Consider the following 13,401-nt stretch of genomic DNA (forward strand, 5'->3'; position numbering starts at 1 on the left):
GAGGTCACCGCATCAGCCCGCTCTGATACGCGAGGACGACGGCCTGGGTTCGATCGCGGGAACCGGTCTTGGTGATCACATGGGCGACGTGGGTGCGGGTGGTCGCCTCGCTGATGAACAGTTCGGCGCTGATCTCGGCGTTGGAACGTCCGAGTGCCATGAGTACCAGCACTTCTCGCTCCCGGGCGGTCAAGGTCGCGAGCAGCGTGGGTGCACTCACCGTGCGAGGACCGGCGCGACGCAGGGCGCCGAGGACACCGCCGACGATGGCGGGGTCGAGCCAGCCGTCACCCGCGGCGCAGCGCCGGACGGCGGCGACAAGGTCGGCGGGGGCGGCGTGTTTGAGCAGGAAGCCGCTCGCGCCGGCGGCGAGGGCCTCCTGGACGGCGGAGTCCTCGTCGAAGGTGGTGAGCACCAGGACCGCGGGTGCGCCGGGGTCGGCGGTGATCGCTCGCGTCGCGCCGATCCCGTCCAGGACGGGCATTCGCAGGTCCATCAGAACCACCTGGGGTGCAAGGGTTTTCACCGCGTCGATCGCGGCCGAGCCGTCGCCGACCTCGCCCACCACTTCGATGTCGGGGGCGGTGCCGAGCAGCAGGACACAGCCCGCACGCACCAGCGCCTCGTCCTCGGCGACCAGCACGGTGATCGTCACGACACCCCTATCGATGTGTGGGCGGGCAGGGTGGCGTGTACGCACCAGCCGTCCTGTTCCGGTCCGGAGCTGAGTTCCCCGCCCAGCGCGTCGAGCCGCTCGCGGAGCCCGCGCAGGCCCGTCCCCGACGACAGCCCGGACGCTGACGTCGGCAACCCGCCGGAACTGCGCACGGTGAGATCAAGTGTGCCTTCGGCCCAGACGACATCGATGTCCACCCGGGCCCCGCGGCCCGCGTGCTTGGTGACGTTGGTCAGCGCCTCCTGCATCACCCGGTACGCGGCGAGGTCGGCGTCGGGGGTCAGCGGCCGTATGTCGCCCGTGACGTCGAGGTGCACGTCCAGTCCCGCCCGGCGCGCGGTGTCGAGCAGCCGCTCCACCTCGGCGAACCGGACGGCGACCGATGCCTCGGGCGTGCGCAGCAACCCGAGCATGGAGTGCAGTTCCCGCATCGCCTGCGCGCCCGCGTGTTCGATGACCTCCAGCGCCTGGCCCACCCGGGGGTCCGCGCCGTTCGTCAGCGCCCGTGCGGCGCCGGCGTGCAGGATCATCCCCGCGACCGCGCCGGTGACGCTGTCGTGCAACTCGTGCGCGAGTCGGAGTCGCTGGGCGGCCAGCGCCTGCTCGGCCGCCCGAGCGAGTTGTTCTCGCTCGGCGCGGGCGTGTTGCTCGCGGGCGTGCGCCATTCTGCCGAGTCCCCAGGCGATCGACAGGATGATCCCCCACGCGGCCGCGGCGGCCAGGAAATCGCGCAATTGGGATTGCGGCGGTGCCGATTCCGCGAACCGGTAGCTGAACAAGCCGAGCGGCAGCGCCGAGGCCACCAACACCCATCGCGCGGTGACCGCATTGGCCCAGCTCGCGACCGCGTAGGTCGCCACGAGCAGGTAGGCGAACGGATAGTATTGCGGGATAACAAGGTTCACGCCGCTGTACAGCAGCGCCACGGCCCACACGCTCAGCGAGTACCGGTGGCGCAGGAGCAGCGTCGCGCACAGCATCACCGCGCAGACCGGCGCGACCCACACCGGGAGCATGCCGCCACAGACGAGATGGCGGTCCGCGCCGAGAAACACCAGATCGACGGCTCCGACGATCAGCACGAGCGCCACATCGGCCACCCGGCCGAGCATTCGCGGCGACCCGGCGGCGTCGGCATGATCCGGACCCGTCCCGGCGGCACGGCGCAGCCGGCCTCGGCCCACCGCCATCCACCGCGTCATGCGCAGCAGTTTCCCACGATTCGAGCCGGTCGGGCGACTGTTCGCGCCGCCCTCACCCACCCCCGAAGAGCCGGAAGATCCACCGAATCGGATCCTCCACCGGGAACTGCGGCAGTTCCGGCGGCGGCGCCTCGCCGAGCACCACCCGCAACCCGTCGACGATTTCCCCGACCGAGGGTTCGAGGAACGGCTCGATGCCCAACGGGTCCTCGCGCAGCGCCAGCGGCACCCCACGCGCGGGCGCCAGCGATTCCACGGCGAGCTGGAGCAACACCAGCTCGGGCGCACCGGGGACCACCCGGATCTGCGCGACGTCGATGATCTCGGCGATGTCCTTCTCGGCCGAGAACACCCCCACCCGCAACGCCTGCGACCCGTCGGCCAGCACCTCGTTCAGCGGTGGGTCGACCAGCACGAACGCCGATTCGAGCAGGGTGCCCGCGCCGAGGAACTCCCCGGTGGCCCCACCCTCGCCCACCTCGTGGACCACGACCGTACTGCGCCTCGCCATGGCCAGCAGTGTCCCACGAATCACGCTGCTACGACGGGCCGATGAGCCTTCTCGTCGCCACGTGGTAGGTGCGGAACACCGCGGTGCGCCGATTCGCGCGAGGGCACTGCCCGGCCATTCTTGATCCATTCGATCCCCCGCCGACCAGGCCGGACCCGAGAAGGGCGGTACCGCAATGCTTCAGGACGCGGCGTTCACCTTCGCTGACCCCGACTACTACGAGCCCTTCGAGCTGACCGATCCGGGCAGGCGCTACAACCCGACGCACCCGCCGACCGGCTGGACCCGCCGCGAATTCGAGGTGTGGACGCACTGGTCGCCGCCAGGCGCGGAGCTGCCGGCACAGGGCTGGAAGGTGCACGTCTCGAGTGCGCTGGGTTCCGCGCAGCAGGTACTCGACGTGGTGAGCGCCGTCTGTGCGGAGCTGGGTGTCGCGTTCAAGCATCTCACCGGTAGGCAGTACTTCCTCTGGCTGCACGCCAAGCACGGCAGCCGCGTGCAGAGCGGCAAGTTCTGCGCGATCTACCCGCCGACACCGCAGCTCGCCTACGCGCTGCTCGAGCGTCTGGAGCGCGAATTGTCCGGTGTGGCAGGTCCGTACGTGCTGACCGACCGCAGATTCGGTTCCTCGCAGTGTGTTTCCTACCGCTACGGCGCCTTCCGCGCGCGGCACCGGCTCCAGCCGGACGGCACCCGGTTGCCGACCATGCTGGCTCTCGACGGCACCGAGGTGCCCGACGATCGTCGCCCCGAATTCCTGCTGCCCGAGGGACTCACCGACCCGTTCGCTCCGCCGCCGGAGCCCGATGGCGACGACGAGGTGAGCTTCCACGGCTACACCTTCGAGAGCGCTCTGTATCCGAGCAACGCGGGCGGCACCTACCGGGCCCGTCGCGCGGACGGCACCACCGTCTTCGTGAAAGAGGCTCGCGCGCACAACGGTTACGCGGGTGACGAGGATGCCCGCACGCGCCTGGAACGCGAATACCTGACGTTGCGCGCTCTGCACGCCATCGCACCCGGCCTCGCGCCGGAGCCGTTCGAACTGTTCACCGAATGGGAGCACACGTTCCTCGTCACCGAGTTCGTGCCGGGCCGCACGCTGCGCGAATGGATGGTCGCGCACTCTCCGCTCGTCCACGCCGGAGCGCCGCGCGCGGCCTTCACCGACTACTACCGGCGCTGCACCCGGATTCTCGATCAGCTCACCGCGCAGCTGCACATTCTGCACGAGCTCGGCTACGCCTTCGTGGATCTCTCGCCGGGCAACGCTCTTGTCGCCGACGACGATTCGGTGCGGCTCATCGATTTCGAAGCGACCCAGCCCGCCGATCACCCCCTCGGTCTGCTCGGCACACCCGGCTTCGAACCGCCGGGGTGCCGGGCGCCGGGTGCGCGGGCGAAGACCGATCCGCTGCGCGTCGACGACTACGCGCTCGCCGCGCTCGCACAGTTCCTGGTCTTCCCCCTGCACGAGGCGGTCCGGCGCAGCCCTGAGACGCTGGATCACCTCGCTGCCGATCTGGCTGAATTGTGCCCGCCGCCAGCTGATTTGTGGGCTCGCGTCGAACGTTGCCGGACCGCGCCCGACACACGGTGGCTGCCTTCGGCCGCCGAGGTGCGCGCCGCGCCCCTGGACGCAGTGCGCTGGCTGCGTGACCGCACGGCTGCCTCGCTCGAGCGCATGGCCGATCTCGGCAACCCTCGCCGTGTGTATCCGACTGCGCCGGAAGGGCATCGGACCAACACCCAGTGCGTGGCCTACGGCACCGCGGGCGTGCTGCACGCCCTGCGGGTGGCGGGCCGCGAGATCGACCCGGAGGTGGTCGAACGACTTCGCACCGACGCGCTACGCCACCGCCGCGCCACCGGGCCGGGGCTGCTGTTCGGCAATGCCGGAATCGCCTGGGTGCTCGATGATCTCGGCGAGCGCGATGCGGCGATGACGCTGCTCGCCGAGGCCACGGCCCACCGGCTCACGACAGAGTCCGCCGGCTGGGGCACCGGTGCCGCGGGTGTCGCGATGACGCACCTGTCGTTCTTCCACCGCACCGACGATCCAGACCATCTCGACCAGGCGCACCAACTACTGACCGCGCTGCCCGACGGCGACGAACTGATCCCGCTGCTCGGCAAGGACCACCCCTCCGGACTCGTCCACGGGCGGCCCGGCATCGCATTGGCGCTGTATTACCTCTCGCGATTCACCGGAGACGGCGAACCGTTCGAACGCGGACTGCGACTGCTGCGCGAGGAACTCGTCCACGCCGAACCGATGCCGGTGGACGCCTTGGGTTTTCGAGTCTCCGCTACCGACCGGCGCAACATGCCCTACCTGGGATCCGGCAGCGCCGGATACGTCCACGTGCTCACGCGCTACCTCGCCCACACTCCCGACCCCGACCTGCTCGAGCTGCTGCGCACCTGCGTTCGTCCCGTCGGCATCCGGTTCACCGCCGGTCCCGGGCTGTTCCAGGGCCAGGCCGGTCTCGCGCTCACACACGCCGACGTGGCCACCCGCTTCCCGCACGAGAACTTCCTGCCGGACCCGCCCGCTCGCCCGACCGCCCTGTTCAAACACGCGATCGCCGACGAAACCGGCGTGCGCTGGCTCGGCGGGCGCGGACAGCGGCTCAGTGCCGATCTGGCGTCCGGCTCCGCGGGCATCCTGCTGGGCCTGCACCACGCCACGCACGGCGTCGCCGACCCACTGTTCACCCTCGACCACTGCCTGGCCCGCGCACTGCGGTGACCGGCAGACCGAACCCGAAACACCCTGAGAGGAGGTGAATCCCGTGATCAAGATCCTCAAGCTGCAGCTGCAGACCGATGCGGAGCTGGGCTACGACGCCCCGCAGAGCTCCGTGAGCGAGCACCACTGCGTCGCCGACGACGAGATGCTCTGAACCGCCCCCGACACGCACGGCGGGAGGAGGTGAACACCATGACCCACGTGCTCCGGCTCCAGATCCAGTCCGACGCCGACATCGCCGACGACGCGCCCATCAGCTCCGTGAGCGAGCACCACTGCATCGCTGACGACGAGGTGCTCTGAACCCGACCATTCGAAGAGAGGGGGTGAACCCCATGAGCCACGTGCTCAAGCTCCAGATCCAGTCCGACGCCGACATCGCCGACGACGCACCGGCCAGCTCCTACAGCGGCCATCACTGCGTCGACGAGGAGGTGCTGTAGTCCGACGAGTCGCCGGGTGCGGGGCTGTCCCCGTACCCGGCGAAGTCGTTTCCGCGCCACCGCGCACGAACAGCCAGGTAGGAGGTGAGCCCACCTCCGACCCCACCACCGGCGACGACGCGCCGATCAGGACCCCGCGCCGGCACCACCGGTCCACGCGATATCGACCCGAGGAAAGATCCATGGAACTCCGGAATGCGGTGACATCATGAGCACCGCGGCCTCCCCCGACGCGGATCTGCGCCGGTACCGGGTCGCGCAGGCGGCCTCCACGTTCGGCAGCACACTCACCGGGACCGCGGTTTCCGTGGTCGCGGTCGTCGGGCTCGGCGCGGGTCCGCGCGAGGTGTCGCTCGTCGTGGCCTGCGGGATGATCCCGCCTCTTCTGCTCGGCCCCGCCGCGAGCGTCCTGCTCGACCGGGTGCGCAGGCCGCGCAGGCTGCTGCTGGCCGCCGACCTCCTTGCCGCCGTGGCGGTGTCGTGCTGTGCGGCGGCGATGTTCGCCGGTGTGCTGACGGTGGCGGGTCTTGCCACGCTCTCGATCGTGCTCGGTGTGGTCAGGGTGGTGATCGAGGGCCTCTACTTCGGCCATCTGAGCACGCTCGGGATCACCGACCTCGGGCGCGCCAGGGCGGGGTTGCAGTCCACCACCATGGTGTCGCGGGCGGTCGGCGCGTCGGTGGCGGGGCCGGTGATCGCGGCGCTCGGCGCGGCGGTGATGTTCGCGGGCGACGCGATCAGCTACCTGTTCAGCGCCTATTTCCTCACCCGGATCGCCGCGCCCGACCGGCGGCCGGTGGAACCCCGCCGCGGGTTCGGGCGTGAATTCCTCGACGGTGTCAGGGCTTTGCGCGGTCATCGGCTGTTGGTGGCGCTCGCGCTGTATCTGCTGGTCGGCGGGGCGGCCTCGGGTGGTGTCGCCGCGTTGCGCGCGGTCTTCCTGCTCGATGTGGTCGCCCTCCCGGTCGCGGTCTACGGGATACCCGCCGTGGTGGCGATGCTCTTCTCCGCCGCGGGGGCGCTGGTGGCGACCCGCGTACACGCCAGGGCCGTCCCCGCCCGGCGCGTGCTGGCGGTAGCGGTCCTCGGGGGCGCCCTCGGCACCGCCGCGCTGCCGCTGGCCGCGGGGCCGGTCGCGGTGGTGCTGCCAGCCGCCTGCCTCGGCGCCGCGGTGCCGATGTTCTTCGGCGCGGTGCTGAACATCGCGCTGGTGACGGTGATGGGCGAGGGCGTCGGCGACGGATACTTCGCGCGGGTGGGCGCGCTGCTCGCCACCGGGACGACGGCGGCACATCTGCTCGGTGCGGTAGTCGGTGGGGTGCTCGGTGAGCGATTCGATGCGCGCACCGGGATCTGGGTGTTCGTGGCGATCGACCTCGTCGCGTCTGTCGTCTTCCTGCTGATCGCGGGGCGCACTAGAGCACCGCGCAAAGATGTCGCCGAGCCGGTCCCGGAGCCGGTGCGATGAACGCCGCACACGCGTCCGACACGTGGGATACCCTGCACGGCAAGCAAATTCCGGATCCACATCGGTGGCTCGAGAACCCTGATGATCCAGCGGCCGTGACGTGGCTGGCCGCGCAGCGGCAACGCACCGATACCCACCTCGACGCACTGCCCGGCCAGGCGAGGTTGTGGGAACTATTGCGCGACACAGTTGTTTCGGAGCGCGACAACTCACCAGTCCGATCCGGCGGCAATCGCCGGTTCCGGGTGCGCCGCGCGGGACCCTGGCGCCTCGAGGTCGACGATGGCGGGCACTGGCGGGCACTGATCGGAGCCACCGACCTCGATCACGCGAGCGTCCTCCACCGTTGGGATCCTTCGCCGGACGGCCGGTTCGTCGCCGTGCAGACCAGCACCGGCGGGTCCGAGTACGCCACGCCGCTCCTGCTCGTCTGCGCCGAAACGGGTGCGGTACTGCGCACTTGCGCGCTCACCCGGTACGCACCGGTCGCCTGGCGTGCCGATGCCGGCGACTACTTCTATGTGCGCCGCCACGGCGATCAACGCGGCAGCGGCGTCTACCGGCACCATGTGGCGACCGGCGCCGACGACCTCCTCACCGGTGACGACGACCCGGTGGGCCGCTTCCACCTGGACCTCTGGCAGGACCGCTGGCTCGTCATCACGGCCCGATCCGGCACCAGCCGCACCACCCGCGTGTCGATCGCCGACGTGGTCCGGGTCGACGCACCGCGACCCCTTTCCCTCGGCGGGCTGTCCTCGGCGGGTGTCGCGATCGACGCGCGGGGTCGTGCCATGGCGATCTCGACCGCGAAGCACGAACTCGGGCGGCTGCTCGTCGCCGACCCGTCGCCCCGCGGAGGCTGGGGACCGTGGCGAGTGCTGGTGCCCGCCGACGAGACGGCGGTGCTGGCCGGGTTCACCCTCGCCGACGACCACCTACTGATTCTGCGGACCAGGGACGGATACGCCGAACTGTCCGTCCACGACGCCGAATCCGGCGCCTGGCTACGCGACGCCGAGCTCCCCGGCGCGGGCACCATCACCGCCGTCGGGCCCACCGACGAACCGGGCGTACTCGCCCTCGGATACACCGACTGGCTCCGACCACTCGGCCGACACCGCCTGGACCTTCGTTCGGGCCGAGCCACCCCTGCCGAGTCACCCACGCCCGTTCTGCCCGGAATCACCGTCACACGAACGACTTACCGTTCAGATGACGGCACCGAGGTACCGATCACGATCCTGACCCCCGAAGGCCCTCGGATTCCCCGCCCCACCCTCCTGACCTGCTACGGCGGCTTCGGCATCACCTTCCGTCCCACCTACCAACCGGACCTGCTGATCTGGGTACGCGCGGGCGGTGCGGTCGCGGTCGCGGGTGTGCGCGGCGGCGGCGAACGCGGCCGCCGCTGGCACCGGGCAGGTATGGGCGCCAACAAGCCCACCGCCTTCACCGACCTACACGCCGCCGCCGACTGGCTACTCGACTCCGGCTGGACCCGCCCCGATTCCCTCGCCCTCCTCGGCGGCAGCAACGGCGGCCTCATGGCCGCGGGCGCCATGGTCCAGCGCCCCACCCACTACGCCGCCGTCGTCTGCGCCAACGCGCCCCTCGACATGCTCCGCTACGAACTCTGGGGCCTCGGCCCCGCCTGGCGCGAAGAATACGGCTCCCCCGCCGACCCCACGACTTTCCTTGCGCTACTGAACTATTCGCCCTATTACAACGCCACCATCCACCCCGACCGCCGATGGCCACCGACCCTGATCACCACCGGCGACAACGACACCCGAGTCCCAGCCATCCACTCCTACAAGATGACCGCCGCCCTCCAACACGGCCGAGGCGGCCCCATCCTCCTCGACGTGATCGCAGGCAAGGGCCACACAGGCAGCACCCCCACCGCCGACCACGCCCTCATCCATCTACTGGCCTTCGTCGCCCACCACACACGGCTGCGACTGAACGACCCACCTTCCCAACGGCTGACAGCTCTCTCACTGTGACCTCGTAGCTCACCTGACCAGGAGCGTCGGGCCAGGTTTCAGACTCGAAACGATCGTTCCAGTACTGGCGACGCGAGAGCGTCTGCCTTCAGATCGGACGACAGGTCCACGGTGGTCCTACCATCCGTGCTATTCCCAGACGCGAGATCAGGTTGGAACCTGCCCGGCCAACTCCATCAGATCCGATCGCAAGCTGCCGGTGTCCAGCGCGGGACCACCAACGGTGGGCGAGCTAGGTGACAGCGTCGGCACAGCACACACACCCTGGATCTCCACGTGGCGCGCGAAACGGTCTCAGCCCGACGAAGAGTCGAGCCGAGACCAGAGGGTGGAAGCCGTGGTTCCACCTACGACGGATCGGTGTCGTTGTCGTCGTCCCAGTCAGTGCCAGGCGTCGGGGCGCAAGGGTTTTCGATCGCCGTAAACAGGTCGCGGGCGGCGTCAATGACTGGCAGACACGCGCGCAGCAAGTTGGCGACGGCGCCTGGGATCAGGGTGACGTTCTGCAGGATGAGCACGATCAGGGCAACAAGGCCAATGACATCAGTGGCGTTCATTCTGGTAAGCGTTGTTCCAGAAGAGAATTCGGTGCATCCGGCGCAGCGAAGTCCTGCCAAGCCCCAGGATGCAGGCCCAGATGAGCACGGACCAACGAACGAAACCGAACTCCGGCCGGATCGATCGAGGAGAACACTGATGGCCGCGCCGCACGACATCCATACACGTGAAGACCTACGGAAGGCATTGGGTGAGCTCCATGCCAGCGCGGGGATCAGCTATCTGAAACTGGCGAGCCACCAGGGAGTCACCACCGCACACAACACGATCAACGACTGGGTCAACGGAAAAACCATGCCCCAGTGGGCCAACCTATCCCCGGTTCTACGAGCCTGGGGCATCACCGACGACGAGCTGAACGATTGGAAGGCCGCGCGTGCTCGCGCCGACACCGACACCCGCAGCCGGCTGGGGACCGCGCTGGACGAGGTACGCGACCCGTTCGCGCTGGAAGTACACGAACCGATCACGGTTGCCGATTCTGATGCCGATTCCACCGTGGAGGTGTTGCCGCCGTATGTGCGTCGCGCCCACGACGATCAGCTTGCCGAAGTCGTCGATCAGGCGCTGTCAGATCGGAGCGGGATCGCGGTGCTGCTCGGCGATTCGTCCACTGGGAAAACCCGCGCACTCTGGCAGGCGTTGGAACCTCTGCGCGCCCGCCGCGGATGGCGGTTGTGGCACCCATCGCCCTATCACCGAGAGGATCTAGCCGAGCAGCTGGACAGGGTCGGGCCGCGCACCGTGGTGTGGATCAACGAAACCCAGCGTTACTTCCTTCCCGCGGGCGATCAGGAACGTGGGCGCCTCGCCGAACAACTGCACGCGGTGCTTGCTGATACCCGCCGGGCACCGATTCTGATCCTCGGCAGCTTGTGGCACGAGCACTACGACGCCCTGTGTGCCGACCCTGGTTCGGCAACCCGCAAGCTGGTTGAGCCGTCCGTGATCACCGTGCCCGCGAACTTCACCGGCGGCGATCTGGATGCCATGCGCGACGCCACCGTTGAGGACCGGCGTCTGGCGATGGCGTTCGAACGGGCAGAGAACGGCAAGATCACCCAATACCTGGCCGGAGGACCGGAACTGATCCACTTCTACACCAAGCAGGCGAGTACGACAGAACGTGCGGTGATCGAGGCAGCGATGGACGCGGTGCGGATGGGCCACCCCAATATCTTGCCGTTCACCTTGCTGCGCGACATGGCTGTCGGCTACATCGATGACATCATCTGGGATTCCCTGGAAGACAACTGGTTCGAAGCCGCCTTGGCCGAGATCGGTCGCTCGTGCAAAGGCGCGCGCGGGCCCATAACCCCAATCCGCGAGCGGCCGTTGAACTCGCGCACCCGGCGAGGACGCGAAGGCAGGATCACTGGCAGTTCAGGGCAGCCGGTGTATCAGCTAGCCGACTACCTCGACCAGCATGGCCGACGTATCCGCGCTCTGCTGACTCCGCCGATTGGATTCTGGGAAGCCATCGCCGCCCACGCCGCCCCCCACTACCAGCACCATCTCGCGCACGCCGGATGGGACCGCGGCCTCTACCGTGTCGCGGCCCAACTTTGGAAGAACGCCGCTGGCCGCGGCCATGCCGTCGCCGCGCTCAATCTGATAGTCCGACTGAGCGCCCTGTTCCCTGATGATCGTCGACCGGCCGATTGGGCCATTGCACATATCGTCCTCGACAGCCCGGCCGATGTGGGGTTTATGGTAGAGCGGCTTTGGGCGATCGGCGCGCACGCCCAGATACAGCGTCTTGCCGACCGGGCCGCCGCCCAGCTTCCCCTCGACCGCCCGGTCGAGGTGGCATACCTGGTGCTGCGGTTGCAGCAGACCGGTGCGTCCATTCAGATGCTGGTTCTCGCAGACAGGGCCGCCGCTCTCCTTCCTCTCGATCGATTGTCAACGGTGGGCTTTCTGTTGGCTCGGTTGGGTGATGTTGGCGCGCACACCCAGATACAGGTTCTCGCAGACCGGATCGCCGCAGACGTTCCGCTCGATAAGCCGTCTGCAGTCGGCTTTCTGTTGGATCGGTTGCGAGAGGCAGGGGCAGATGCGCAAGTGCAGCTTCTCGCAGATCGCGCTGCCGACCACGTGCCCGTCGACAACCCGGCCGCAGTGGGATCACTCGTGGAGTGGATGTGGGAGTCCAAAGCGCACAAGCAAATACACGTTCTCGCGCATCGCACTGCCACCGATGTGTCCGTCGATGACCCTGCCGCGGTGGGTGAACTGCTCCACCGGCTTTGGTTGGCCGAGGCCCACGAACAGGTACAAGTTCTCGCTGATCGGGCCGCCATCCAGTCCCCCGTTGACGACCCTGCCAAAGTGGGCGAACTGCTGCACCGGTTGCGCCAAATCGGAGCACAGGCGCAGATGCAGGCCTTAGCTGACCGGGTTGGTCCCCCTACTTCGATCGAGGACTTCATCGCAGCACACCCAGCAGCAACCCACTCTGAGAACTTCGTCGAGGAGCATGAGCAATTCCCGGCCATATCGGATCATGATCCCACCGCCACGTCCTCTATCGAGGCGGAAGTGAGTTCACAACTGAACCGTTTGTGGGCTGCCGGAGAACGCGAGCAAGTGTGGAAGTTTGCCGCGCAGTTGTCGGCAGCGGGTATGTTCGAGCTATTCTTGGACACTTCACCCGATTTGAGAGAAAAGTTCCGATTCGGTCGGGAGCTTCAGACTGAACATATTCCTACTGAGCAATGGTCGTGGGACGACCTCGACTAACGGGTCAGCGACGAGATTCCCCGCGATCGACGTGGTAGGCGGCGGCATCCTGTGTCGATGTCTGGCGTTGTATGCCCGAATCACCGGACGTTTGTAGTCGAAAATAGTAGACGGGTCGCAAGCCGACCGACCTTATCCGTGAGTGGCGCCCACCGCCCTGAACCGTGGCCAAGTGGCCATGTCAGGAGGATAACCTAATAGGCGTGCTTACTCCTCCCGAGGTGCAGGAATACGACGGCAGCGGAACGATCCGATGGGCTGTCGGTAGTCCAGAAGGGCCCCGCTCGCGGTCGTGGGCCGTGGTAGGCCGGAAGGCAGGTGATGTTTACGTCTCCCAGCGGATGGGGATGAAGGATCTGAAGCTGAGTCTGCATCCAGCACGGTGGCGTATGGCACTGAGCAAGGAGGCGGCAGCGGTTCGACTTCCAGCGGGCGAGGATCGTGTCTTCTCACGATGGGAACACACTGACGAGTGCGCCCCTGGGTGGAGGCTTGGAGCAACGATCACAGTTCCCCACTGCTCGCTTGTCGAGCACTTCGCCGAGCCAAAACTGAACAAGGTGCGATGGTTTCCAACTCCTGGGCCAGGACAATCACTTCGGTTCATTGTCTTGATCGGCGCGCCCGACCGGGAGCCACTGACAGTGAACAACACCATTGGTGATGTTGGTCGAATCTCACTGGCGACTGGTGGCGCCGTATGGGTCATTGCACACCAGGATGAGTTCGACGCATCGCGTGAGGCCGGGTTCCGGGAAATCCAGCGGCGTGCGGCGGTAGCAGGCCCTGGGGAGGATGTCCACGGAATGGGCTGGGGGTCCAACTCCAACGACGGAAGTCCTGCCCTCATCGAGTTGGGCAACCTTCGCTCTGGGGCTGGTCAGGCTAGCTGACCGGGGTTGCGCGATTTGGCCCTGTGCTGGGTTGGTGTGCGCATACTGTGGCTAGCTCACCGCCTGCACTACACCTCTCACCGATGACGTGATCACTGACCGTACAACCCTGAGCGATCTGTTCCCGATCTGGCTCGCGACCAAACC

At 67.8% G+C, this 13,401-nt stretch carries 8 protein-coding genes; 4 read left to right on the top strand and 4 right to left on the bottom strand.

What is annotated here, in order from left to right:
* Positions 1 to 4 precede the first annotated feature (4 nt).
* The 3 genes from ACFVVM_RS24600 to ACFVVM_RS24610 are packed head-to-tail and all read right to left on the bottom strand — an operon-like array spanning position 5 to position 2,389.
* Positions 5 to 655, bottom strand: a complete 651-nt coding sequence (locus tag ACFVVM_RS24600; protein WP_387622532.1) for a response regulator — start codon at positions 653 to 655, stop codon at positions 5 to 7.
* Positions 652 to 1,878, bottom strand: coding sequence for a sensor histidine kinase (locus tag ACFVVM_RS24605; RefSeq protein ID WP_387622534.1), 1,227 nt, complete (start codon positions 1,876 to 1,878; stop codon positions 652 to 654). Before ACFVVM_RS24605 ends, ACFVVM_RS24600 begins: the two co-directional genes overlap by 4 nt.
* A 52-nt stretch (positions 1,879 to 1,930) precedes the next feature.
* A complete protein-coding gene (locus ACFVVM_RS24610) occupies positions 1,931 to 2,389 on the bottom strand; it encodes a hypothetical protein (protein WP_387622537.1) in 459 nt (152 codons plus the stop codon).
* Positions 2,390 to 2,564: 175 nt separating this feature from the next.
* Between ACFVVM_RS24610 and lanKC the strand changes: the two genes are divergently transcribed.
* The 3 genes from lanKC to ACFVVM_RS24625 all read left to right on the top strand — a co-directional run bounded on the left by lanKC (position 2,565) and on the right by ACFVVM_RS24625 (position 9,061).
* Positions 2,565 to 5,141 carry a class III lanthionine synthetase LanKC gene (gene lanKC / locus ACFVVM_RS24615; RefSeq protein ID WP_387622539.1) on the top strand — a complete coding sequence of 859 codons (2,577 nt, stop codon included), beginning with the start codon at positions 2,565 to 2,567 and terminating at the stop codon, positions 5,139 to 5,141.
* Between the two features lie 651 nt (positions 5,142 to 5,792).
* Complete coding sequence (locus ACFVVM_RS24620; RefSeq protein ID WP_387622541.1) at positions 5,793 to 7,052, top strand: MFS transporter; 1,260 nt, start codon at positions 5,793 to 5,795, stop codon at positions 7,050 to 7,052.
* Positions 7,049 to 9,061, top strand: coding sequence for a prolyl oligopeptidase family serine peptidase (locus ACFVVM_RS24625; RefSeq protein WP_387622544.1), 2,013 nt, complete (start codon positions 7,049 to 7,051; stop codon positions 9,059 to 9,061). The genes ACFVVM_RS24620 and ACFVVM_RS24625 overlap by 4 nt, the downstream gene beginning before the upstream one ends.
* Positions 9,062 to 9,408: 347 nt before the next feature.
* On the opposite strand, the gene ACFVVM_RS24630 is transcribed toward ACFVVM_RS24625, so the two are convergent.
* Positions 9,409 to 9,618 carry a hypothetical protein gene (locus ACFVVM_RS24630; RefSeq protein WP_387622547.1) on the bottom strand — a complete coding sequence of 70 codons (210 nt, stop codon included), beginning with the start codon at positions 9,616 to 9,618 and terminating at the stop codon, positions 9,409 to 9,411.
* Positions 9,619 to 9,757: 139 nt separating this feature from the next.
* Here ACFVVM_RS24630 and ACFVVM_RS24635 point away from each other — a divergent pair, with 139 nt between their 5' ends.
* A complete protein-coding gene (locus tag ACFVVM_RS24635; RefSeq protein ID WP_387622550.1) occupies positions 9,758 to 12,361 on the top strand; it encodes a hypothetical protein in 2,604 nt (867 codons plus the stop codon).
* Positions 12,362 to 13,401 lie beyond the last annotated feature (1,040 nt).

The organism is Nocardia sp. NPDC058176, from assembly GCF_042883805.1.
In the GTDB taxonomy this organism is placed as follows: domain Bacteria; phylum Actinomycetota; class Actinomycetes; order Mycobacteriales; family Mycobacteriaceae; genus Nocardia.